General features: G+C 43.7%; 21 protein-coding genes. 12 read left to right on the top strand and 9 right to left on the bottom strand.

All coding sequences use genetic code 11. The features are described 5' to 3' along the window. Positions 1-441 precede the first annotated feature (441 nt). Together JMW94_RS04205 and JMW94_RS04200 are read right to left on the bottom strand one after the other, a co-directional pair. A complete protein-coding gene (locus JMW94_RS04205; protein ID WP_201601604.1) occupies positions 442-2,604 on the bottom strand; it encodes a DNA primase in 2,163 nt (720 codons plus the stop codon). Between the two features lie 221 nt (positions 2,605-2,825). Continuing rightward, on the bottom strand, positions 2,826-4,028 hold the full coding sequence (locus JMW94_RS04200) for an outer membrane protein assembly factor BamD (RefSeq protein WP_201601601.1): 1,203 nt from the start codon (positions 4,026-4,028) through the stop codon (positions 2,826-2,828). A gap of 782 nt (positions 4,029-4,810) precedes the next feature. Between JMW94_RS04200 and JMW94_RS04195 the strand changes: the two genes are divergently transcribed. From JMW94_RS04195 to JMW94_RS04185, 4 genes are all read left to right on the top strand, one after another. Next, positions 4,811-6,064 carry an RluA family pseudouridine synthase gene (locus JMW94_RS04195; RefSeq protein ID WP_227685410.1) on the top strand — a complete coding sequence of 418 codons (1,254 nt, stop codon included), beginning with the start codon at positions 4,811-4,813 and terminating at the stop codon, positions 6,062-6,064. Between the two features lie 106 nt (positions 6,065-6,170). Beyond that, on the top strand, positions 6,171-6,968 hold the full coding sequence (locus tag JMW94_RS04190) for a polyphenol oxidase family protein (protein WP_227685409.1): 798 nt from the start codon (positions 6,171-6,173) through the stop codon (positions 6,966-6,968). A gap of 11 nt (positions 6,969-6,979) precedes the next feature. After that, on the top strand, positions 6,980-7,144 hold the full coding sequence (locus JMW94_RS14840) for a laccase domain-containing protein (protein ID WP_227685408.1): 165 nt from the start codon (positions 6,980-6,982) through the stop codon (positions 7,142-7,144). A gap of 86 nt (positions 7,145-7,230) precedes the next feature. Continuing rightward, positions 7,231-7,833 carry a flavodoxin family protein gene (locus tag JMW94_RS04185; protein WP_201601598.1) on the top strand — a complete coding sequence of 201 codons (603 nt, stop codon included), beginning with the start codon at positions 7,231-7,233 and terminating at the stop codon, positions 7,831-7,833. A 103-nt stretch (positions 7,834-7,936) separates the two neighbouring features. Here JMW94_RS04185 and JMW94_RS04180 read toward each other — a convergent pair whose 3' ends face one another. Continuing rightward, complete coding sequence (locus tag JMW94_RS04180) at positions 7,937-8,122, bottom strand: hypothetical protein (RefSeq protein WP_201601595.1); 186 nt, start codon at positions 8,120-8,122, stop codon at positions 7,937-7,939. 654 nt (positions 8,123-8,776) lie between these two features. On the opposite strand from JMW94_RS04180, the gene JMW94_RS04175 reads away from it, so the two are divergent. From JMW94_RS04175 to JMW94_RS04165, 3 genes are all read left to right on the top strand, one after another. Further along, a complete protein-coding gene (locus JMW94_RS04175) occupies positions 8,777-10,246 on the top strand; it encodes a cytochrome c (protein WP_201601592.1) in 1,470 nt (489 codons plus the stop codon). Between the two features lie 165 nt (positions 10,247-10,411). Further along, positions 10,412-12,013 (top strand): flavin monoamine oxidase family protein, encoded by a 1,602-nt coding sequence (locus JMW94_RS04170; RefSeq protein ID WP_201601589.1) that lies wholly within the window; start codon positions 10,412-10,414, stop codon positions 12,011-12,013. A gap of 59 nt (positions 12,014-12,072) precedes the next feature. Next, complete coding sequence (locus JMW94_RS04165; protein ID WP_045452303.1) at positions 12,073-12,735, top strand: c-type cytochrome; 663 nt, start codon at positions 12,073-12,075, stop codon at positions 12,733-12,735. 155 nt (positions 12,736-12,890) lie between these two features. Here JMW94_RS04165 and JMW94_RS04160 read toward each other — a convergent pair whose 3' ends face one another. Further along, the gene (locus tag JMW94_RS04160; RefSeq protein ID WP_227685407.1) at positions 12,891-13,157 is read right to left on the bottom strand and encodes a hypothetical protein; all 267 of its coding nucleotides are present in this window, start codon (positions 13,155-13,157) and stop codon (positions 12,891-12,893) included. Here JMW94_RS04160 and JMW94_RS14835 point away from each other — a divergent pair. Further along, positions 13,140-13,262, top strand: coding sequence for a hypothetical protein (locus JMW94_RS14835; RefSeq protein WP_413786181.1), 123 nt, complete (start codon positions 13,140-13,142; stop codon positions 13,260-13,262). The genes JMW94_RS04160 and JMW94_RS14835 overlap by 18 nt on opposite strands. A gap of 155 nt (positions 13,263-13,417) precedes the next feature. On the opposite strand, the gene JMW94_RS04155 is transcribed toward JMW94_RS14835, so the two are convergent. The 4 genes from JMW94_RS04155 to tolQ form a co-directional block, all read right to left on the bottom strand. Beyond that, the gene (locus JMW94_RS04155; RefSeq protein WP_227678931.1) at positions 13,418-14,719 is read right to left on the bottom strand and encodes a translocation protein TolB; all 1,302 of its coding nucleotides are present in this window, start codon (positions 14,717-14,719) and stop codon (positions 13,418-13,420) included. 74 nt (positions 14,720-14,793) lie between these two features. After that, positions 14,794-15,765 (bottom strand): cell envelope integrity protein TolA, encoded by a 972-nt coding sequence (locus tag JMW94_RS04150; RefSeq protein ID WP_045452309.1) that lies wholly within the window; start codon positions 15,763-15,765, stop codon positions 14,794-14,796. Between the two features lie 75 nt (positions 15,766-15,840). Further along, a complete protein-coding gene (tolR, locus tag JMW94_RS04145; RefSeq protein ID WP_045452251.1) occupies positions 15,841-16,299 on the bottom strand; it encodes a protein TolR in 459 nt (152 codons plus the stop codon). Positions 16,300-16,303: 4 nt separating this feature from the next. Continuing rightward, positions 16,304-17,044 (bottom strand): protein TolQ, encoded by a 741-nt coding sequence (tolQ, locus tag JMW94_RS04140; RefSeq protein WP_201601586.1) that lies wholly within the window; start codon positions 17,042-17,044, stop codon positions 16,304-16,306. Positions 17,045-17,489: 445 nt separating this feature from the next. Here tolQ and JMW94_RS04135 point away from each other — a divergent pair, with 445 nt between their 5' ends. The 3 genes from JMW94_RS04135 to JMW94_RS04125 all read left to right on the top strand — a co-directional run bounded on the left by JMW94_RS04135 (position 17,490) and on the right by JMW94_RS04125 (position 23,646). After that, positions 17,490-18,785: an NCS2 family permease gene (locus JMW94_RS04135; protein ID WP_055124161.1), complete on the top strand. Its 1,296-nt coding sequence runs from the start codon at positions 17,490-17,492 to the stop codon at positions 18,783-18,785. A 902-nt stretch (positions 18,786-19,687) separates the two neighbouring features. Next, the gene (gene putA, locus JMW94_RS04130; RefSeq protein WP_201601583.1) at positions 19,688-22,942 is read left to right on the top strand and encodes a bifunctional proline dehydrogenase/L-glutamate gamma-semialdehyde dehydrogenase PutA; all 3,255 of its coding nucleotides are present in this window, start codon (positions 19,688-19,690) and stop codon (positions 22,940-22,942) included. An 11-nt stretch (positions 22,943-22,953) separates the two neighbouring features. Next, entirely contained in the window at positions 22,954-23,646 is a 693-nt protein-coding gene (locus JMW94_RS04125; RefSeq protein WP_201601569.1) for a 1-pyrroline-5-carboxylate dehydrogenase, read from the top strand. Positions 23,647-23,821: 175 nt separating this feature from the next. On the opposite strand, the gene JMW94_RS04120 is transcribed toward JMW94_RS04125, so the two are convergent. Further along, complete coding sequence (locus tag JMW94_RS04120; protein WP_201601565.1) at positions 23,822-24,994, bottom strand: cupin domain-containing protein; 1,173 nt, start codon at positions 24,992-24,994, stop codon at positions 23,822-23,824. Between the two features lie 156 nt (positions 24,995-25,150). Between JMW94_RS04120 and JMW94_RS04115 the strand changes: the two genes are divergently transcribed. Next, on the top strand, positions 25,151-25,345 hold the full coding sequence (locus JMW94_RS04115; protein WP_109591335.1) for an NF038104 family lipoprotein: 195 nt from the start codon (positions 25,151-25,153) through the stop codon (positions 25,343-25,345). Positions 25,346-25,353 lie beyond the last annotated feature (8 nt).

Here is a 25,353-nt window from a genome sequence, read left to right as displayed (position 1 = left end):
ATGGCGTAGAGGTTGTCAATAATATCAAAAATGAGTTGATATGAATAAAGGCTCAAAATATTACAATTACAATGCTAAAAAACTGCTAGAAATTAGTAACGCTAAAAAGTCTTCAAGATAACATTATCTAAAAAATAATATATAAAAATAACGGTACCTAAAAATGGATACTTCAAAATAATATCTAAAATTTGTGCTTAATGAGGCGGATTTATCGCCATCTATTAAATCGGGCTATAAATAGTTAGCGACACAGTTTAACACACACCAGCGTAATCAAGCACGAGGTAGTGATATCTACCGACCGTTTTTTACTGATTATTTGCTATCAGTTGAATGATTAAATGGCAATACATGCTATTGGGCATAATCATTAGTAGTGGGGGCAGCCGCTATACTTTTAAAGGGTTGGAGATTTTTTAGCAAAAATAATGGCAAACGTTAAGATTTGACGGTAACCATCTGCGCTGACTGCTCAGCTTGCTGCGCGCGTAGCCAATCATTTAATAATTGCGACTGCTTACGGACAATCGCCAGCTTGATATGATCAGGATTTTTGATGAGCTCTTGCATCTTTTTTTGCAGATGTAACTTGAGCAACTGCATCACCAAGTTTTCGATCAACTCATCCAAGCTCAAAATATTTCTGCCAATTAATGTCTTATAAAATCCGCCCCAGCTACGGCTAAGTGTCTCTTGGGTGATTGGCTTGACATTAGACAATATAAAGTGTGCGGCGGCGTTGGCATCTTTGGGTAAATGATTCAGGCAGCGTTTGATGGTGCTAACGATATCCAGCAAGGCGATATCTTGCAAATCTTCCCAAGCCAGCGGACGCAAGATGTCAGGCGCGGCTTTTTGCTTGATGTGTGCTGGCAGCTGTAAATCATTAATACCTGCCTGCTGCCAAATGGCTTCGATAGGGTCTTCAATTAAGGCGCGTGGCTGAAACAAAAAACAAAGTTGCAATTGCTGACTGATGGTCATGTCACCATCAAAATCTAACAGCGCATCTTTGGCTTCGATATTTTGGCTACGTTTACCACCCAGCTTCTGATAGACGTCATTGTTCAGCAAATAGCGAAAGCTACTACCTTTAGGTAATGCAGTGGTCAAGGCACGTACTTGTGACATGAGCTTGGCTTTGCCTTCTGCCAAGGTTAAATCGTAACGCTCGCTTAAATAGGCAAAAATATACTGTGACAATGGCATGGCATTCGCGATTTGCTCACGCATGGCATCGCCGCCCTGACTCTTAATAAATGTATCAGGATCATGATTATTTGGTAGGGTTAAAAACCGCAACTCTTTGTCATCGGCCAGTACGGGTAGGGCAACTTCAAGGGTACGCCAAGCTGCTTTTTGTCCCGCGCTATCACCATCAAAGCTCAAGGTTAGGGTTGGGTTCAGCGTCAGTAATCGTGATATTTGACTCTCATTAATCGCCGTACCCATAGAAGCAATAGCGCCATAAATACCCGCTTGGTAAAGGGCGATCACATCCATATAGCCTTCGACCACCAGCCAGCTGTCGGCACGTTGTTGGCGTGATTCGTAATAGCCATACAGCACATGCTGTTTATGAAAAACGGGTGAGTCAGAGGAGTTGATATATTTAGGTTTTACTTCATCATCGAGCGCGCGACCACCAAAACCAATGGTGCGTCCTTGATTGTCTCGAATCGGGAAAATGACCCGATCACGGAGTAGATCATAATCGCGTCCTGACTCTGATTGGCGCACCAAGCCAAGCGCCTTCAGCCCTTCAATATCTTGTGGAAACTGATGCTCAAGATGCTGCCAACCAAAGGGCGCATAGCCTAAACCAAAGGTTTCAAAGATGTCTTCTGTGATACCACGCGATAAAAAGTAATGCTTGGCATGCGGATGAAGGGTGAGATTGTATTGATAAAACTGCTGGATTTGCTCTAACAGCTCATACAAGTTACCGTCTTTGTCGGAAACGCTATGATCATCGTACAATGCCGCAGCGTCAGTATCGCCACCTGTTAACCATGCTGGCGGATAGCTATTATCATCTTGGTAGTCTGTGCCATAAGAACCTTCTGGATAAGATGCTGAGTCGTAAGCATCTAGCGGTGGATACTCATCGTAGCCGTTGCTACTATCGTGATAAACGGGTTGATCGGTATCGCCGTACTGGTTTTGTTGCTGAATAGCCGAAGTAGCGTTAATAGAAGGTACATTAATTGCTTGAGCAGGACTTTTAGCGTCGATAGTCGGACTAGGTATTGACGGTGGTGCAATCGGTTTTGGTGCACGGCGCTGATAGCTGACGTTTTGTTGCTCTTCTTTTGGGACTTCGATACCCGTCTGTTTTGATAGCTCATTAACCGCTTCAATAAAAGTTAAGTTTTCATAATCGCGTAAAAAACTGATGGCATTACCGCCGACGCTACAGCCAAAGCAGTGATAGATGTTTTTTTGTGGATTGACATAAAAAGAGGGCGACTTTTCACCATGAAATGGACAGCAGCCTTTAAACTCACTACCAGCACGTTTAAGCGTCGTATGACGCCCAATGATACTGATTAAGTCAGCTTGGCTATTTAATTGGTCGAGAATGTGATTTGGAATACTCATGCAAAAAACAGTTTACCATAGGTGTATTATCTTAAGCATAGGCAATATCGGGCGCAAACAATATTGGGCATAGATATTGGGCATAGATAATGAAACAGAAACAGAAAAAATAAGGCCAACTCTGTCGTTGACCTTATTTTTTTCATGATGTGCGTTGATGTACTAAAAAGAAGAGACGTTCTCTTAATTAAAGAAGAGACGTTGCCTCAAATCTAGCGCATTTATTCATCATTCATATCGACATCTGCTGGCAGAATATCAATCCCTTGAACAGGCAATGTCGTACGGCGTACAGGATTGGTGTTTTGTGGATCGACATTGGCTTCTCTTGCCGTAGAGCCAGTGCTCGATTGGCTAGTAATACGCTCAGCGGATTCTTCAGGCAGACCCAAGCCGACATTGATGCCAGTATTGGCGCGCACAGGTGAAGTACCTTGCGCTGCACTGGCTGCTGCTGCATTATCGCTTGGCAGTCTCAATTGACTGGCGTTACGAATAACCTGAGTTTTGGTCGCGCCTTTATAGTCGCCTGTCGCAACTGATGAAGTATCTTTGTTAAAACGACTTAACTGTCCAAAAGTCAATTTGTTGATGAAAGAACGCTCACGTTTGGTGTCGAGTTTAACGCGTCCATCAGCACTTAACATGTTGGGATAATTAATCTGCAATAGAGTTTTGTATTCTGCTGCCAAATCAGACATACCCAATTTGTCATAGCTATAAGCTAAGACTGCGATTGCGTCTGGGATGGATTCACTAAGTGGATAGTATTGAAACACCCATTTGGCACGGTTAACAGCAGCGACATAAGCTTCGCGCTCGATATACCAGTTGGCTGCACTCATCTCACTTTCAGCAAACTGATTGTAAATGAAAGTCATGCGCTGAGCGGCATCTGGCGCGTAAGGGCTGTTAGGGTACTTATTAATAAGCTCTTGAAAGTTAGCGAAGGCAATACGTAAATAGGCGGTATCACGCTCAGCTTGATTGAGCTTAAACAGTTTTAGACCTTCTGATGAGCCTTGCATATTGGCCACGCCGCGCACATAGTAAGCGTAGCTGACTTGAGGATTAGAAGGATATAGGTTAATAAATTGCTCAGCGCTGGCGGCTGCCATTTCATACTTACCACTGGCATATTGTGCGTACATCATGTCGAGTAATGCTTGCTCAGCGTACTGTCCAGTAGGATAAAAAGTGCGCAGATTGGTCAAATCTTCGATGGCTTGTGTATAGCGGCCTTTATCAATCTGGGTAATGGCATCGTTATAATAGTTCTGCTCTGATTTTTCGGCAGTTTCTACTGCATCGACGTCTTTACCGCCAGTCAGGTTTTTGAAAGTCTGACAGCCCACTAAGTTTACGCTTAGCGCAAGTAGGGTTATTGAGGACAGTTTGATAAACGTATTGCCAACAGCTTGCATACTTCTTCTCCGACACAAGACGTATAATAGCAGCGACGCTATCATACTAGATATTAGGTTAATGATAAAAAACGATGCGTAGGCATCAATAGTGGTCTGTCATCTACTATGTCAATCATCGGACATACCAGTTATCGTTATTAAAAAACGCTTGATGGCATAGGGTTTATATCAAACCAAATGCTTTTAATAAAAAATTCGATAAGCATACAGTGGCATAGCATACAGCAAAATATGGCTATACTTTATAGAATAACGCTTGCTTCGTCTATTTTTTCGCCATCTATATTATACTTAATCCAATCGTGCTCATCGAATTTGAGTCAGTATCGTACAGTTATTAGTCTACTGCAACACAGGTGCGATATGCTGCTGCTCGCAATGAGCTGTACACCAGCGCATGTCAGTTTGGCATTTTAACATGAGCTGCTGTCACGAGCGATATCGAATGTCGCTGACACTGACAAATATACAGTAAATTACAGCAATGTCATATTTTAGAGAGTTAAGTACGACGATGAGGCTCGCTGCGGTATAATCAAAAAATGACAGATAACACACAGCTTCTATAGGGCTTAGGCGCTTGGCGTGATACACTAGCACGGTATTGCCTCCGCTTTTTTCGACGACGATCGCTTTTATGATAAGCGATTGATAGCGAATGGCCTTTTGTTTTTTATAGCGTTACGCTTAACACTTTATTAGAAATTTTCTCAAAAGCTACCTTTCAAAACTATGTCAGGCGCTTTGCCATATATAAATCTGCTATGAATAATAATGCTATGACTACCCATTTACCACCGAATCAATCACGACAGACTGATTCATCAGCACAAGAGTCACCGATGCCAAATGACGTTTTAAATAATAGTGAATTACCTGACGATAATCAGTCGATGCTTGATGAGCAAAGCCATGGCGATCATGTTTTAGAAGACGCTGTGTCAGAAGAAGCTATTTTAAAAGATAGTGATGTGCTTGACGACGATATGATAGATAGCAGCGATGAAGATGTTGACGACATTGATGATAGCGACGATGATGAAGCGTCAGCCGCCGGTCAAGTGGTGCCAGTAATTATTAATATGACGCATACGGTTATAGAAGACGAAGCTGGTTTACGTATTGATAAATTGGCTTCAAAAATATTTACCGATTTTTCACGTGTTCAATTACAAGGTTGGATCAGTGATGGCAGCCTGCTGTATAACGGTGGCGTGCAAAAACCGAAAATTCGTGTCAGAGCGGGTGATGTGCTGCAGTTAACCACCACATTAGAGCAGCATAGTGAAGATCAACCAGAAAATATAGACATCGATGTGGTCTATGAAGATGATGACGTATTGGTCATCAATAAACCTGTTGGCATGGTAGTGCATCCTGGCGCAGGCAATCAAACCGGCACCTTGGTCAATGCACTGCTGTATCATTATCCGCAGCAGCACCATCTGCCGCGTGCAGGTCTGGTGCACCGTATCGATAAAGATACCTCAGGGCTATTGTTGATTGGTAAAACCAAGCCAGCACAGCTTGCGCTGATGGAGCAATTAAAGGACAAGTCGGTCTATCGTCACTATCAATGTGTGGTAGCAGGGGATGCAGCGAGTTTATCGCGCCATCGCCGTATTGACGCGCCAATCGGTCGTCACCGCAACCAGCGTACTAAAATGACGGTAATGACGGCAGGACGCGAAGCTGTGACTCATTTACTGAATGTGACCGCGCTTAATGGCAATTATTGCCTGTTGGATGTAGGTCTTGAAACGGGACGCACTCACCAAATTCGTGTGCATTTAAGTCATGTGACTTATCCGATAGTGGGTGATCGTGTCTATGGTGGTCGTCGTCAACTGCGGGCAGGACTGACAGAAGCCCAGCGTCAAGCGATTAATAATTTTCCACGTCAAGCCTTGCATGCTTATACACTGGGTTTCGTACATCCAACGACAGGTGAAGATATTGAAGTCACCACACCACTGCCTGAAGATATGCAGCAGTTAATGGCTGTGCTAAGTGATGGCTATGATGACGAGTAGACCGCTCCTTGTAGGCGAGAGCGTAAAGTCGCTTGTAAAAAACAGAGCCTAGTAGTAAATAGCGATCCGTGACATAAAAATGACTCATTAAGACGGTAAATCAGCCATGACTCATCAGTTTCCTATGACATTGCTTGCACAGATTGATGATGTGGCTGTTTTTCAAACGGCTGCCTTTTCAAGCGATGATGTTGACTCACAAGACCAGCCCATAGAACAGCTAGTACGACAGCAACGTCAAGCGAATTACGGTGAGCTAAATTTAGGTTTGCATGTCAATGACGATGCTGCAAAAGTACTGAGCAATCGCATGCGTTTATTATCTGCCATCAATGAGCAGCTTGCACCCTTATCGTCGACAGCCTGCCAACAGGTACCCATCAAACGCTTACACTGGGTTAACCAAGTTCACGGTAAGCAAATTCATGATATTGATGGCACAGCGCTAAGTATGGCGCCAATGTCTGCTGACGCGATGGTCAGTCGGCAACAAGGGCTTGGGCTTGCGATAATGACGGCTGACTGCGTGCCGATAGTTTTATATCAGCCAGCTAGTGGTCAAATAGCAGCGATTCACGCGGGTTGGCAAGGTCTGGCTTGCGGGGTTATTCAAGCGACTGTGCAATGCTTTACGCAATCGGGACAAATCAAAGCTTGGATTGGTGTTTGTATCAGCCAAGACAGTTATGAAGTTGGCGCTCAAGTTCGCAATCAATTATTGAAAGGTTGCACAGAAAATAAGTTATTGAACACAGCCAGTATTGAGCATTTTGATTCGTTATATGTCATAGATTCTGTGGCTACTATTAAAGGCGATAGCAATACTCAACATGTACAGGATACGGTTGATAAGCTGTCAAGCTGTCAAGCTGTGACACAGTTGACGCGAGAAAAATCAGGCTAAACTTACCAAAGTTGGCAGCGGATCAGCTTAGTGCGGCGGGCGTTATAGTAGATGACACCTTATCTAGCAGCTGTAGTTATACTGATGACCACTATTATTCTTATCGGCGTCAAACGCATTTGCAGCAGCCTGCTACAGGTCGAATGGCGCTGGTCATTGTACGTGGCGCTGCGTAGGATTACGCTATTTGCTGTTGCGCGCAATTAACTGTTGAACTTATATTGTTTTTATTTAACCATTTATAGCCATTATTAGAGTTTGTATGAATACACCTGCCAAATCGTCCACTACTGATAACATACCGACTGTATCTATTGCTGTTATTTATCATAGCAACTACGGTCATACCAAGCGCGTCGCTGAAGCGATCGTTAAAGGGGCGCATCAGCAATTGCCAGCAGCACAGGCCAAAGCCGTTGATGTCCACAAGGTTGACTGGGATTATTTGGATCAGGCGGATTTGCTGGTTTTCGGTAGTGCCGTATATATGGGTAGTGTCACTGCTGAATTTAAGACTTTTATGGATGAAACCTCAAAGCGCTGGTATCATCGTAAATGGGAAGGCAAGTGGGCAGCCGCTTTTGCCAACTCTGGTGGGCTGAGCGGTGATAAGCTGGCGGTATTGCAGCAGATTTCTTTGTATGCGATGCAGCATGGCATGAACTGGATTGGATTACCGCTGATGCCGACAGGTCATGAGGCTCATGATTTAAACCGTTTATCTAGCTTTTTGGGCTTGATGACCCAGTCGCTTGATGGTCCCCCTGAGGAAACGCCAGGACGGGGAGATATTGATACGGCTATTTGGTTTGGCGATCATTTGGCTAAGACAATTATCAAGCATCAGCCAGCGGAACGCCCTTGAAATGAATGGCTATTGAGTCATTCAAGGTAATTTATTAAACATTAAAGGCAGATATCAAACCGATATCTGCCTTTTTTTTGCTTGTTTTATGAGTGTGATGGCACTAATTTTGATTTTTTGTACTGGTATTATTTTGAATCTGCACGGTGGTGGCAGGCGTATTTTTGACCAAGATGCTATTGATAGGGGTGGTATTCACAGGGATGGGGCTGTCGACAAATTGAAATGATTGGCAGCCTGTCAGTAGCAGGGCTGATGTAAGTATATAAGCAAGAATCGGTAACTTCATAGTGGTGTCTCAGGCGGCGATCGGCAACGTGGAAATAGCGCCTATCATAAACAAAATATGGTGCGGTGCAATAGCTTGTTTCGTAGCATTATAAAAATATGACTGGTAAAAAAAGCGAGTGCTAACTTAAGTCTATGTATCTATTATGTACAACTAAAATCGATGATGACAAAAAATGAAGTAAATTTGTGACAATTATCTACAATGATAGGTTTTTCATAGAAGATATGCACCCAAAAAATAGGGCTTTAGTTGCTGATTTTAATGATATTATTCAAATATCTTATTATTATAATATAAAAAAATATATTACTTTATCAAAAACTGATAATGATAACGCGGTTCTTTACGTTTTGTAAAAATTTGAGACCAATACGTTACTCACTAAGTAATAGTAGCGAAATAGTCTTACATTAGTAGAGCGAGTAGACATCATTTAGTAACCATGCTTAGTAACTACGCTTATGAAATTAACTTTTGTCACGCTATTTTACTCAGCATTTACTGGATGATTTGCTACCTCACTTAATGGACTATCAATTGAGTATAACAAGTCGTCACTCATTAAGGCTTGCTCAATGTTAAATGTTTCATCTCAATCATTCATCCTAATAATAATTACAACACCCTAGGTGCCAGCTATATGAGGATATTATGAAGCCACTTTCTGTGATGTTATCGATGCTCGTCATCGGTATGACCTCTAGCGCTGCGATGGCTGAAGGCGCAAGCGTCGTCAATACCAGCCTAGCCAATGCTAGCTTGCCTAATGCCAGTTTACCTAATATTAGTCCAGCCAATAGCGAGCTTGTCAATCGCGGTGCTTACATTGCCCGTGCGGCCGATTGCATGGCATGTCATGGTGAAGATTATACTGGCGGTACAGCGATCGAAACGCCGATGGGAGATATCTACTCAACCAATATTACCCCGTCTAAACGTTATGGTATCGGCGATTATACCGAAGCGGATTTAAAGACTGCGTTGCAAAAAGGTCGTACGCCAAGCCATATGCTTTACCCTGCCATGCCATATCCTTCTTATAGTGGCATGAAAGAAGAAGATATCAGTGCGTTGTTTGCTTATCTGCAAACCGTACCTGCTATCGATGAAGCACCAAAATATAAAACTGACCTGCCGTTTCCCTTTAACATTCGCAGCTTAATGATTGGCTGGAATTTTCTTAATGTCCCGTCTACTGAAAACCGTGATGGTCTCACTGAGACGCAGCAACGTGGTGAATATATTGTCAATAACTTAGAGCACTGCGGTACTTGCCATACCCCGCGTAATAGCACTATGGGTTTCGATAAAAAAATGTATCTATCAGGTGCTCAGCTTGGTCATTGGCATGCACCAAATATCACGCCTGACGAGTCGAGCGGTATCGGTAGTTGGAGTGAACAAGATATTGTCACTTATCTGCGTACTGGTGAGCTTGACCAGCGTGCCTATGCGGGTGGTCCTATGGGCGAGGCAGTTGCACATAGTACGCGCTACTTAAAAAATGAAGATTTGAATGCCATTGCTTCTTATCTAAAAGTGGTGCCTGCTATCCAAACAGATGATAAGGTCGCAGCCGTTGATGTCTCGCGTTTGCCAACACCCATTAGCGAATCTATCACTCATGATTTACTGGCGCAAAAAGATTATTTAGCCCAAGCCAAAGTACAGGTGAGTAATGGCAGCAATTCACCAGAATCGCTATATTTGGCAGCCTGTGGTAGCTGTCACGGCGTTGACGGTTATGGTCAGCCTGATGCGCGTTACGCTCCTATCGTTGGACTCAGCAGTATTCGCCGTGAGAAACCTGATGCGCTGGTCAATATGATCCTTCATGGGGTAGAAGGCGCGACTAACACGTCACCTATCATGCCAGGGTTCTCAGATGAGCTAAATAGCGAGCAAATCGCTGGTATTACCAATTATGTGCGTGTGAATTTTGGTGGTCTCAACAGTAGTGAGGTGAGTGCTAGTGATGTTGACCGTATCGCAACGACAGGTACTGACAAGCCCTTCTTAATCAAATATGCGGGCTTACTGGCAGTAATCGGCATCATCGTGGCTATTATTATCATTGTGTTTATTATACGAGCCATCTTGCGGTCTAGGCGCCGTCGTTAATTCATTGATTCTATAAAGACGATTTACATATTTATTATAGGATAAGACCTACAGGCAATATGGTAAGGCACAACAGCTCGAAAAACAGACGTAGAACTAAGTCGAGCTGATTAATAATATATATGCCTACCGTCTTGCAGGAACGTCTACTTTAAGGACATTATTATGAAAGACATGCTTCAATCGCCAACGCGGCGCCAACTGCTCTCGATGATTGGTAAAACAGCGGGCGCGACTGCGATGTATCAGGCGATGACGACATTAGGATTTGCGTCAGAGTCGAGTTTTAAAGAGACCATGGATCTTAAAGGTGCACCTCCGGGCGCTAGTATCGTCATTCTTGGTGCCGGTCTTGGCGGCCTGACCGCGGCTTACGAGTTACGTAAAGCAGGCTATGATGTCAAGGTGCTCGAGTTCCAAAACCGTGGTGGCGGTCGTAGTTGGACGCTCAATAGCGGTGATAAATATACTGAGCTTGGCGGCGAAGAAGTCACCTGCGATTTTGAAGAAGGTAACTATTTTAATGGTGGTCCATGGCGTCTGCCAAGCCATCATTATGCTGTTTTCCATTATTGCAAACAGTTCGGCGTTGAGATGCAGCCCTTTATTCAAACCAATGATCGTGCTTATTTGCATCGCAGTACTCATTTCGACGGCGTGCCGCAGCGTTTGGGTGATGTGAAAAACGATATCCAAGGTCATGTTGCGGAGCTGCTATCGAAATCAGTTAACGTCGGTGGTCTTGATCGCTCGGTCAATACTGAGGACAAAGAAAAGCTATTAGAAGGTTTAAAAGGCTGGGGGGTGCTAGATAAAGATTATCGTTACCGCGCCAGTAATGAGACCAGTAAACATCGTGGCTTTAGTGTGTTTCCGGGTGGTGGCTTGATGCCTGATGCGACGCCATCAAAACCTTTGCCGATTAGTGAGATACTAGATTCAGGTATGTGGGCAGATATTTATGGCAACCATATGACTTATGGTCATCAACCAACGATGTTTCAGCCAGTGGGTGGTATGGGGAAAATTGGTGATGCGTTCACCCGTGAATGCCGCGATATGATTGAGTTTAATGCAAAGGTCACTAAAATTCATCAAGATGACAGTGGCGTAACGGTCGATTATGTAGACAGCAACAGCCCAGATGGTGCCACCAAGACCATTCGTGCAGACTGGTGCGTGTGCAATATTCCATTAACTGTATTAACGCAGATGGATATCAATGTCTCAAAGCCAATGAAGCAGGCGATGGCCGCCGTGCCTTATGAAACCTCTTATAAAGTTGGTCTAGAGTTCAACCGCCGCTTTTGGGAAGAAGATGAATGGATATTTGGTGGTCTGACTTATACCGACATGCCCATTGCTCAGATTGCCTACCCGTCACAAAATATGTTTAAAGATGGTACGGGCGTGCTACTCGGTGCATATGGTTATGGTCCGACGTCTTATAAGTTTAATACCTTAACGCCGCAAGAACGTATTAATGTTGCGCTTGCTTATGGTAAATACATCCATCCTCAGTATCCAAAAGAATTCCGCGCAGGGACATCAGTTGTCTGGCACCGCATCCCATGGACGCTCGGCTGTTACGGTATTTGGAATGAGTCGACTCGTCGTCAGCATTACGATACCTTGTGCAGTATTGATAATCGTATTGTGCTGGCGGGCGAGCATTGTTCACATATTCCAGCATGGCAAGAAGGCGCTATTTTATCTGGTATGGATGCCGCAAAGCGCCTACATAAAAAAGCAAAAATGCTGGTTTAATAACGCTTGGGTTATATAAATAACTATAAGATTCAGAGGCTATCATGGACAATGCAATCATGAAGAAGGCAATCGTGAAGAAAAGAGTCATGAAAAACATGACACTCAAACTGCTGACGGTGATGCTGCTGAGTGGGATCAGCAGTGCAGCACTGTTGGGCTGTAGTCAACGGTCAGATGATGAAGTGACGGTTTCCAGTGTACAAGATCAGGATTCCTTAACAACCAATGACTATCAAGCAAGCCGAAATACGGGTGCGTGGGGCGGCGTTTATATGAGCCGTGAGGAGCTTACTGCACCTGCTATCAATATTGTCGACGACAGCTCATTGCCCAATATGGAAGACGACCCAAGTATTACTGAATGGGACGCAAAGTTTGAAGGCACAAATGGCTTTGTAACGACAGATGGCAAAAAGCTGTATCACGACTCTTGTGCGGCTTGTCACATGCACAAAGGCGAGGGTGCTTACGGTGCAGGCTATTATCCGCCACTGGCGAATAACAGTAAGATGCAATCAAAGTATTACATCATCGATATCTTGATTAATGGCTTTCGTGGCATGCCCTCATTCCATGGAATGATGAACGATGCGCAGATGGCGGCGGTTACTCAATATGTGGTCAGTGACCTAAATGGTTTTACCGATACCGTGACTGCTGACGATGTGGCAAAACTGCGGCATCCCAATCCATCAGCGGGTGATCCGAGTGATGATTAATCGTGTTTACTACTTTAGTCAATAATTGTCCAATACATGCTAGTGGCAAAATGATTTAACCGTGCTTCGCAATATAAAAAAGCGCCTAATTATTTATTAGGCGCTTTTTTATGAGCAAGACTTTATGAATTAAGAAAGATAATGATAAATATGGTTTATTTAGGGCTAGATGACCAAATTGGTGAGCGAGCAATGCCTTGTACAGGTATGTCAAACGATTGACCACTACTCAAAGATTTAATTGTTAATTTACCTTTGCCGCCTTGTTTTGAAGCATAAATTACATTTCTGCCACTGGGTGAAAAGCTTGGTGCTTCATCGATACCGGTATTGCCCAAGTTAGTAGTAACAGCGCCGCCGCTATTCATGATCGCCGCTGAGCGACCACTTAAAACGATGCGCAGATGGCGGCGGTTACTCAATATGTGGTCAGTGACCTAAATGGTTTTACCGATACCGTGACTGCTGACGATGTGGCAAAACTGCGGCATCCCAATCCATCAGCGGGTGATCCGAGTGATGATTAATCGTGTTTACTACTTTAGTCAATAATTGTCCAATACATGCTAGTGGCAAAATGATTTAACCGTGCTTCGCAATATAAAAAAGCGCCTAATTATTTATTAGGCGCTTTTTTATGAGCAAGACTTTATGAATTAAGAAAGATAATGATAAATATGGTTTATTTAGGGCTAGATGACCAAATTGGTGAGCGAGCAATGCCTTGTACAGGTATGTCAAACGATTGACCACTACTCAAAGATTTAATTGTTAATTTACCTTTGCCGCCTTGTTTTGAAGCATAAATTACATTTCTGCCACTGGGTGAAAAGCTTGGTGCTTCATCGATACCGGTATTGCCCAAGTTAGTAGTAACAGCGCCGCCGCTATTCATGATCGCCGCTGAGCGACCACTTAAAAAGGCAATTTGTGAGCCATCGTTACTAAATTGCGGGCTAGTGGCATAACCGCTACTTGATACCTTAGTCGTACGTCCTGAACCAAACTCATAACGATAAATCTGTGGTTTGTTAAATCCAGTTTTGTCTGATACAAAAACAAGGGATTTGCCATCAGGCGCATAACTTGGTTGCACTTCGCTGCTTGGCCAATTGATAAGCCTTCTAGGTTGACCACCACTGGCACTCATCTCATAAATATCTGCGCTACCTTCAAAGCTGCTAGAAAATAATATCTTACTGCCATCAGGAGAGAATGATGGACTGAGATTGCTGCCAGGGAAGGGCGTTAACGGGGTTGCACCGCCACCGCTCACACTTTGTACATAAATAACGGGATAAGATTTATCGCGTTGTACAGAATAAGCAATGCGATTGCCATCTGGCGACCATGTTGGTGAAAAGATAGAACCGGTTACTTCAGTAATGGTTTTGGCATTTTCGCCATCGGCATCCATCACTTTTAAACGTGAGACTTTTTCTTTACCAGCACCAGTCTCTTCAATATAAGCAATACGTCCTGAAAAGTCACCTGGCGTACCAGTAATCAATGCGTAGATTTTATTGGCAATGACGTGTCCAGCACGACGCATACTGTCAGGATCTTTATTTGTTGTCGAGGTTTGCTTACCCTCAAGAATTCGCCCCGATTTGACATCAATCACTTCATAATCTGTGATAATTTTACCTCGGTTGGTACGCGTGCTACCGATTACTAAGTACGGAATACCTAAATTTTGCCATACTGGCAAAGTACCCGCCAGCTCGCTACTACTGCGTGGCTGCTGCGGTAGGTTTTGGCTAGTAATTTTTAGACCTTCTTTGCTTAAGTCGTTGACGATAATCGGCGATAATACAGAATCACCAGCAAATGGCACAAAGGCGACTTGGTTTTGTTGAACGGGAATTTCGAAACTATCCTGTAGTACGACTATTTCTTTGGCAGACAAACTAGTAGAAGCAAGTAAACATGATGCGCTAATACACAGAGTTGTCAGCTTTTTTTTGTAAATATACTTGTACAATTTATTCTCCTAAAATCAATAAAGAATCTTGATACTTTTAAAATTTAAGAAATGAGATTTTTATATACTGAGTTTTATTTAGTTGTTCCAATATATTCTATGCTAAAAGTAGGGTATTTAGGATCGTCAGGACCAATGGGTAATTTTCTGGTAACCCTAGCTGCATCTTCTAGTGCTTTGTTATATTTTGGGTTACTTCCTGATGCATTGTAACCAGTTATAATACCACTGCTATCAACAGTAATAGTCAGAGTTGCTAGGACAGTTTGCCCCTTAGCTCCTTCTGGTGATATAAGATTCTTTTTGATTAGTGCTTTTATATCACTATCGCTAGCACCAGTAGAACGAGAGGTACTGCCACTACCACCATTAGATGTTGTTGAGTTGCCGTCTGCTTCTAGATCATATCTCTGACCTGCGCTACCAGAATCACCTGTATTAATCTTTAAATTTTTATCAGTCGCAGTCGGGCGTGGAATATGAGGCGGATTATTTTGTTTATTACGGAAATCGCCCAGCTGTTTTTGTTCTTCTATTAGCTGTTCTTTTTTGTTTTGCTCTACCTGACCATGCTCTTCTGTCACCGACTCATCTAATTGTGCTGCCCACTCTGCCATTCGACGTTCGTAGTCTTGGTTTTGCTCAAGTAAGCGTTGATGCTGCTCTTCACTCATCAGCATTGGTTGACTGGCAGAATCGTTAGAGCGCGTAAAGACAGGTACACGCTGCGAGTTTGGCTGACTGGCGCTATCGCTAAAACTTTCTGATGATGAGGTGCTCGATGCACTACTTGCATTAGTTTCAGCTTGCATCGCCCTAGCTGCCGTTGCACGATTGGCAAGGATTTGACCTTGCATCTCAGCCAATTGCTCGGGGGAGACCATTACCGTCTCAATACTTTCCACAGTGTCGGTTTTAGTATGTTGATAAGTATAAACGAGTATCCCAATCACGAGACCATGTGCCAGTACGCTAAGTAGCGTAGGCAACGTTAGCCCATTGCCTTCAGGTTGGGTCGGTACATAAACGACAGGAGCATTATGCATGGTAAAGATACTCAAGGACGAGGTTCATCAAATTATCTACTTTATTATAGCAAGCTGAGCGAGGAATAGGATTTATTACAATGATGGTGTGGGCAAGGGTGCGCCTGTTAATAATCCCACCTTTTGAATGCCTGCTTGTTGTAAGGTGGCCATGAGTGTCATGATAGCGCCATATTGATTGTTTTGATCGGCATTAATCATGACTTGTAAAGGCTGTGCCCCAGCATCGCTACTTTGATTTTGTAAGTTAGATAGAGTATCAATCAGCTCTGGTTCACTAATCGGCAGGTCGACATTGTCTTCATAACTGATAAAAATATCGCCACTATCGGTCAAGGATACAATGACGGGTAATTGGCTTTGGCTCATGGTATTGGTTTGCTCTTTTGGCAAGTCAACATCGACGCCCGTAATCAGCATGGGCGCTGTGACCATAAATATGACGAGCAGCACCAACATCACATCGATATAAGGAACGACATTCATCTCCGCATTTAGCGCTTTTTTTTCACGGCGATAGGGACTCTGTTTCATGATTTCATAGTCCTTGTGCTTGATTGGCAGTAGATTGCGTTTCTCTCGTAGCAATACTGTCTCTACCAACAGTGCTTTCTGCACTGGTCTCGCGCTGGAGCATGCCTGTCATTTCATCACAAAATAGAGCACGTGAGTCATAAAGGCGGCTTGATTTGGCGGTAAAGTGGTTATACGCCAGTACGGCAGGAATCGCTGCAAACAAGCCCATAGCGGTTGCGATTAGTGCTTCGGCAATACCAGGTGCGACAGAAGCTAGGGTCGCTTGTTCCGTTTGTGATAACCCTAAAAAGGCGTTCATGATGCCCCAAACCGTACCGAACAATCCAACATAAGGCGCGACTGAGCCAATGCTCGCTAGCGTGGTTAGTCCTGATTCTAATAGTTGCTGCTGACGTCCTAAACCGACTCGTAGCTTGCGCTCAACACCATCGATGATGTCATCTTTGGGTTGGCGCTTTTTATGCATTCTTAAGTATTCAGAGAATCCCACATAAAATATTTGCTCAAGTCCTTGGCGTTCAGGCGAGCCTTGTACGCCTTGATAAAGCTTGGCTAAGTCTTCACCTGACCAAAACCAAGTTTCAAACTGTTGATCGAAATTTTTGGCCGTACCAAGCCGCGCGCTCATACGAAAGATAATTACCCAACTGAGTAAAGACGCCAATAACAATAATGCCATCACAATCTGCACCAAGAGACTGGCTTGGGTAATAAGGTCGATAATATTTAATGATTCAGGCATGTATGGGACTCATGGGTAATTAATAATAGCTGGCATGGCGCGACACGCAGACCAGATAGGATCTTTAATAACGAAAATATAATATGACAGTCATGATGCATATTGCTATCAGCCGCCTAGTGTACTGCTAAATGTCGAAAAGGTCATTTGTTAAAGTGTTAAATACCAAATAATTAACAGCTGTTTGTACAATTCATAGTATAAGGTTAATTTATATGTGGATGTCTGAAATATTATCTGGCTGTTATGTCTTAATTGACTGAAAAGGTGGGTTTGTACCCATAAGGCACTGGTAATGATTGAATTTGTACCGCAACTTCTCTAAAATGTTGCACCTTGTTACCGCTGTCTTTTGATAATGACGTCGCCATCCATTGGCTGACGTCATATTTATTTTAGGCATCAATAAATTTGTTCTTTCACTAGCAAGCTGGGCGCGACACTTATGAATGCAATTGAACGCTATTTTGGGATTAATGGTGAAAACACCACAGTCAAAACGGAAATCCTTGCCGGTATAACCACCTTTTTGACCATGGCTTATATCATCTTTGTCAACCCCAACGTATTGGCGGAAGCTGGTATGGATAAAGGGGCGGTATTTGTTGCTACCTGTTTAGCAGCGGCAATAGGCTGCTTTATTATGGGTATCTATGCCAGACTGCCGGTGGCACTCGCACCAGGTATGGGTTTGAACGCCTTTTTTACTTACGGCGTTGTATTGGGCATGGGCTACGCTTGGCAAACTGCGCTAGGTGCTGTTTTCTTATCGGGTTGCTTGTTTATCATTTTGAGTTTGTTTAAGATTCGCGAATGGGTTATCAATGCCATTCCAAACAGCCTTAAGCAAGGTATTGTGGCAGGTATCGGTGCTTTCTTAGCATTTATTGCGCTACAGAGCTCAGGTATCATTGTCGGTCGTGATGCGACATTGGTGATGCTGGGTGACATGACCTCATTTGCGCCTATGATGGCTGCTTTGGGTTTCTTTATTATTATTGGTTTGGTCTATAAAAAAGTCCCAGGTGCCGTGACGATTGGTATCTTGGTTATCACCGTGATTAGCTTGTTGACAGGCCATACACAGTTTGCTGGCATCATGTCTGCGCCGCCATCTATCACACCAACATTGATGGAGCTTGATATTGCGGGTGCGTTTGACGTTGGTATGATCAGCGTTATTTTTGCCTTCTTATTCGTCGATTTATTTGATACAACAGGTAGTTTGGTTGGTATTGCCAATAAAGCGGGTTTGATTGATAAAGACGGCAATATTCCTAATATGGACAAAGCGCTACTGGCGGATTCTACTGCTACGGTCGCTGGTGCAATGTTGGGTACGTCATCGACCACCAGTTATATTGAGAGTGCTTCTGGAGTGGCATCAGGTGGTCGTACAGGTCTGATGGCAGTGACGGTTGGCGTATTGTTTGTACTGAGTATTTTCTTTGCACCATTGGCTGGTATGATTCCTGCTTACGCCACAGCTGGCGCGATTTTCTATGTGTCGGTACTGATGTTATTTACCCTAAAAGAAATCAACTGGGAAGATTTGACAGAAGCGGCTCCTGTAGCGGTTGTTCTGTTATTGACCCCGCTGACGTACTCTATCGCTGATGGTATTGCGCTTGGTTTTATCACCTTTACCGCGGTAAAACTGATGACCGGTAAATTCTCTGAAATCACGATCCCAGTTTGGGTATTGACCGTTATTTTGCTGACCAAATTGGTGGTTTTATAAGTTTTACTAGGGCGTGTCCTCATTTCAAAAATGTTGATAAAAATGAGATAAATTGCAGTCAAACGAGGAAAATAGCGCAGATAATATCGGGATATTAATCAGCTATTTAACGATGTTTGGCAAAATTTAGCCATTTTTAGCCCGTTTAGATATGATCAATTGAATTGAGGACACGCCCTAGGATGCGGTAAGCGTTCGATACTACTTTACTGCTTTTGAGTTTTGTTACGTTAAATTCCTCTTTATTCGGAAACGATAAAGGGGTTTTTTTTGGTTTAAAATGGCTCAAATTCCCCTAAATTTATTCAAGTGTTTGATTTAATAAAACAATTAATAGTAAATAGTAAATAGTAAATAGAAAAGTATAACCAGTGCGTCATAAGGGATAAAGTGCTGGTAACTGATTGTTTTTTAGAAATATATTAATTTGTGAAAATAAGCAATATCGTTAGTTTGAAAATTTTTTTCATGATATTATAGCCGAGTTAAGCGCATCACCTCAATCAACGCCGTAGAGGTTTTTCTTACAGTGAATTAGCAGCACCCAAGATGGCAGATTTTTTTGCTAAAGCGACTTTTTCGTTTTAATGTAGCGATATCTGATCATCACACTCCTTTCACTACAAACAAGAAGAAGGCACTAATGCCGCTTAGCTGTTCGTTGTTGCCTTTGTATTGTTAACGTAGCCCGTTTAACAGTCGAACGACCTACTTAACCGCTTCCAGCCTACGCTGGATTTTCTCGTTTTGTGATGGCGCCGTTTGGACTTTTGATTATTGTTATAAGTATCTATCGATAGCCATCATCTAAATGAATGATGGTGATGGCTAGTTATACCAGACGATCAGACTTCCTAAAGCACTATTTATGATGGTTTTTAAACGATAGTTATGGAGTTGTTATGAACCCAGTAGACCAGTTTACCCCGCAAGAGCCGATTTTGTTTAATCCTGTCGATTTGCTATCGCCAGATTATATTGCCCAGTCGGCAGAAACTCTGCACGCCCGTATTTTGCCGTTGTATAGCGTTGATGAAGAGCGCTGGTTGTCCAAATTATTGCCACTTGCTAAACCCAGCACAGAAGAACGTGACGCCGCTGCTGAGCAAACGCGCCAGCTGGTTGAACATGTACGTAATGATGGCAAAGCGGTCAAGATGGTCGACTCGTTACTGCTTGAGTATAGTCTTGATACCCAAGAAGGTATCTTGCTGATGAGCTTGGCAGAAGCCTTGATTCGAGTGCCAGACAATTATACTGCTGATGCGTTGATTCATGACAAAATGAGTGTGGCTGATTGGAAAAAGCACATCAAAAATGACAACGGTTTTATGGTCAATGCCTCGACATGGGGCATGATGATGACAGGTCGTGTCGTCAGTATTGATAGTAGCACCACAGCCTCAGGCTTTTTGGATCGCATGACTAAAAAGATGGGCGAGCCTGTTATTCGTAGTGCCATGCAAAAAGCCATGCGCATCATGGGTCATCAGTTTGTATTGGGCGAGACCATCGAAGACGCCAATAAAAACAGCCAGCCTTATCGTAATAAAGGCTATACCTATTCGTTTGATATGCTTGGTGAAGCGGCTATTGCGCATAAAGACGCTGAAAAATACTTCAATGACTACCTGCATGCGATCAGAGCCACTGCCAGTATCAAAGTCAAAGAAGGCATGCCTAAGCCATCAGTATCTATCAAGCTGTCAGCATTGCACCCTCGCTATGAAGCCACGCAAGAAGCCCAAGTCATGGGTTTATTACGTCAACGCTGCTTGCTGCTCATCGAAGCGGCACGTGAAGTCAATGTGGATCTTAGTATCGATGCCGAAGAAGCCGACCGCCTTGAAATTTCTTTAAAACTGTTTGAGTCTTTGTACCGTGACAATTTGACGGCTGACTGGGATGGTCTTGGCTTGGTCGTGCAAGGTTACTCTAAGCGTGCCATCGCTATTTTGGTGTGGTTGGCACGGCTATCGACTGAGGTGGGAGATCGTATTCCAGTACGTCTGGTAAAGGGCGCCTATTGGGATACTGAGATCAAGCTTGCCCAGCAAAAAGGTCTGTCAGGCTATCCTGTCTGGACACGCAAAGAAGGCACGGATACTGCTTACCTTGCCTGTGCGCGTTTCTTGTTATCAGATCATCTGCGCGGCTTGATTTGGCCACAGTTTGCGACACACAATGCGCACACCCTAGCGTCAATTATGACCATGAGTAAGCATAGAGAGTTTGAGTTTCAGCGTCTACATGGTATGGGCGATGCGCTTTATGATCATATCTTACAAGCGTATAAAATTCCGGTACGTATCTATGCCCCAGTTGGCGCGCATAAAGATTTGCTGCCGTACTTGGTACGTCGCTTGCTCGAAAACGGTGCCAATAGCTCGTTTGTCCATCAGCTACTAGACAAGTCTTATCCGATTGAGAAGCTGACAGTACATCCTTATGACAAGCTACTGACCAATGCGACGTTACACAATCCAGAGATTCCGTTGCCGTTAGAGATTTATGGTGCGCGCCGTGCCAGTTTTGGCCCTAATATATTCGTAGAGTCACAATGGTTGCCCTTTAAATCTGCTATCGATAGCCATTTGCATAAAACTTGGTCAGCGACGTCCATCGTCAATGGCAAAGCAGTTGATGAATATGAAGTAGAGGGCGTAACGCATAAGCTTGAGACTCAAACCGTACGTGCACCTTGGAACCACGAAGTAAGTGCTGGTGAAGTCACTTATGCCAATGCTCAAATAGCTGGTCAAGCAATCGATGCGGCAGTGGCAGGGCAAAGTGTCTGGCAAGCAGTATCAGCTGCTAAGCGTGCTGAAATATTGCGTAAAATAGCTGATCTCTATGAAGAAAACTATGCTGAGCTAATGGCGCTATGCCAAATCGAAGCGGGCAAAACCCTTCAAGACGGTATTGATGAAATCAAAGAAGCGGTTGATTTCTGCCGTTTTTATGCTGATGAAGCAGAGCGTTTAGACGATGTCGTGCATGAATTTACCGATTTGGCTGGTAAGCAATCTCGTCAAGTTTATAAAGCACGTGGTACCTTTGTCTGTATTAGCCCATGGAACTTCCCATTGGCTATCTATACCGGTCAAATCGTAGCGGCGCTAGCAGCAGGTAATACGGTGGTGGCGAAACCTGCCGAACAAACCAGCTTGATTGCCCATTTTGGTGCTCAGCTAATGTACCAAGCAGGCGTACCAACACAAGCCTTACAGTTAGTGATCGGTGCTGGCGATGTTGGTGGTGCATTGACAGCGGCTGACAATATAGCAGGTGTGATATTTACGGGTTCAACCCAAACGGCTCAACGTATTAACCAAAGCCTAAATGATCATGCCCAAGCCAGTGGTGAGCTACCTGTTTTTATCGCCGAAACTGGTGGTCAGAATGCTATGATAGTTGATTCAACGGCATTGCCAGAACAAGTGGTTAGAGACGCTGTCTTATCTGCATTTGGTTCAGCAGGTCAGCGTTGCTCAGCTTGTCGTATATTGTGCGTGCAAGAAGAAATGGCTGATAATTTAATTGAGCTATTACAAGGTAATATGGCTGAGCTATCGGTCGGCAATCCTTTATATGCTGCTACAGATGTGGGTCCAGTGATTGATGCGGATGCCAAACGTAGTCTTGAAGCGCATATCGAGCGTATGGACGCTGAGCCAACGGCGACTATCTTGGCACAGACGCCAATGAGCTCAAGCTCAGTTGTTAGTCAAGAACAGTCTACCTTTGTATTGCCAACAGCGATCGAAGTGAAAAGTATCGACGTGATCGGTGGCGAGCATTTTGGCCCAATTTTGCACGTACTGCGCTATCAAGCACGTGATCTGAATAAGTTGATTGATGCCATCAACGCGACAGGCTTTGGCTTGACCTTGGGTATTCATAGCCGTATCGAAAATACCGTTGAGCATATCGAGCGCCGTGCGTTTGTAGGTAATACTTACATCAACCGCAACCAAATCGGTGCCGTCGTAAACGTACAACCATTCGGTGGTTGTGGTCTGTCTGGCACGGGTCCTAAAGCTGGTGGCCCGCATTATGTCGCACGTTTGATGCAGCTTAGCTCAGAGTCAAATAGCAACAACCGGACGACTGCTAATAATACTACCCAAACCACCACTCAAACAGAACTCGCATAAGGAGTAGCAACATGGCGACTGAATTCAAAAAAAATCATGCCCAGGTTTGTGAATCTTGGCGATTACTTGGCGCAGTGAATCGCGCAACATATCTGCAAGCGGCTATTCCAAAGTTGGCGCTGCTGACTGGTGATGCCAATAAAGCAAAGCGTTTGTTCAATCATCTATTGAGCGCCGCGCCTAGCTTGGATGAGGTGCATCGTATGACTGGTGCAACTGGTGAGTCCAACGATCTATATGTCACTGGTCGTGGTAAGACGATGGTTGTTGGTGGTGAATCTGCTAGAGCCATGGCAGTATTAGGACAGCTGGTAGCCGCACTATTGACAGGTAATGAAGTCATCCTGCATTGCCCAAGCCAAGATGAGATGTGCAATGAAGCTGCCAAGATACTATATGATACAGGTATCAGCGAAGATGTATTGAGTGTGGCGAATGACTCGCAAACCGTCACGCTTTTATATATCGATCGTCTGGCACAGGTTGCAGTCTCTGGCAATCGAAGCGAAGTACAGACTATCAGTCAAGAGCTTGCCAATACAGACGGTATCTTAACGCAAGTCATCAGCGTCACTGATATGGAAGGCTTGTCAGAGATGCTAACGCCTGATTATTTGCATCGTTTTGTCACTGAGCGCGTCAAAACAATCAATACCACAGCGATCGGTGGTAATGCTAGCTTGCTTGAACTTGGTACAGAATAACCGTATTAATTACAAACCCGCTTCGCTCTTATATCCGTTTTGATAAGTGCGAAGCAGTGTTTGGTATAGCTATAAATACCGAATACGATTTATAAGAAAAAACCGCTATCTGAGTAATTGTCGGATAGCGGTTTTTTTTATTTACGTTATTTGATTAATGTCTGATTAATAGATATTATTCAGCAATATCAATCCACACCCAGCCGTTCTCTAGCCATTCGCTCAAATCGTCTGAGTCAACATCGGCGACATCTTGACTATTTAGGTGTTCGCCATTAGCCAAACGCACCAATACCGCTACTGCGGTCTCGTCAAGCCCGTCAATGCGTTGCCCATTGGCATATAAAACGATGTCATTATCCGCCTGGGTGTATAACAAACGATTGCTATAATCCGCTTGCAAGGTAGCACCTTCTGCTAGAGCTTGCATGAGCTCATCTGTATCTAATGTATCCTCTGGCATCAGCGCATCATACTGGCGTTTGCTGACGACTTCAGAAACTGCTTGACGAATGATATCACTACCACGCTCAGACTGTAGCATTTGTAATAGCTGATCTTTGATCGCATTGATGCTGCTCGCTTGCAATTCACCTGACGCTTGCAGCGCTTGTGGCAGCAGCATTGGGATAAATAAATCGCTATCGTTGGTGGCGATATCAGCCAAGCTGTCGATGATTTGCATCAAGTTAGGACGACGGCAGCCAAATGAAAAGGTTAAGCAATCGTCTTGTGCCACACCAAAATGTGACAGCTTCGGCGGTACGTAAAGCACGTCACCCGCTTCTAATATCTCATCAAAAATAATCTCACCCATATCATCAAAGAGGCGAATCGGCTCATCAGCGACAAACTCGGTATTTTTATCACAGAATTTGCCCAGTTGCCAACGTCTAGACCCAAACCCTTGCGCTAAAAACACATCATAATCGTCATAGTGTTTGCCGACTGAGCCACCTTTTGGCGCATAAGAAACCATGATGTCATCACGTTGCCATTGTGGAATAAAGCCAAAGGCTTGCCACAATTGACCAAGCTCAGGTGACCACTGTTCCATATTCTGTACCAATACCGTCCATTGCTCAGGTAAGTTATCGAAATCAGTTTCAGTCAATGGGCTTTTTTTGAGTTGCCACTGCGCCTGACCTTCTTTTTTACTTGCTGCTTGAGTTAGTAAACGCGCCGCAGCATCTTCTTCTAGGGCTAGACCAAGCATGTCGTCAGGTTCAAACATGCCAATTAGCTGTGGTAAGCCTTGTTTAATTAAGAGTGGCTTTTTTTGCCAGTATTCGCTTAAAAATTGCTCAGGCGTGATAGAGTCGGGTAAACAAAGCGGTATAGAAGTCATGGGTAGATCCGTGTGTTTAAGTAGAAAGGATATTAAGGTCAACAGAATATAAAACTAGAACAGTGCTTTATAGCTGATGTGTATTGGTTTATGATTAGCGTCTAGCTGATGGTCAAAATATAGCCATCAGTGCCTCTCATTATCCGTAGGAAATTTATGAAAAAATTACAATTTATCGTCATCATCGCCAGTATGTTTATGCTGCAAGCTTGTGTGCATAAAATCGTTACCGTACCTGTAAAAGTCGCCTACAAAACTACTAAAGGCGTCGTCAAAGGTACTGTTGCTGTTACCAAAGCCATCATACCGGGTGATAGCAGTGATAAAAAAGATGAAGACGATAAAGAATAAAACCTCAC

This window comes from Psychrobacter immobilis, from assembly GCF_904846185.1.
GTDB classification, from domain to species: domain Bacteria; phylum Pseudomonadota; class Gammaproteobacteria; order Pseudomonadales; family Moraxellaceae; genus Psychrobacter; species Psychrobacter immobilis_B.
Note: the sequence above shows the minus strand (reverse complement) of the source record. Positions and strands in the feature narration are given on the sequence as shown.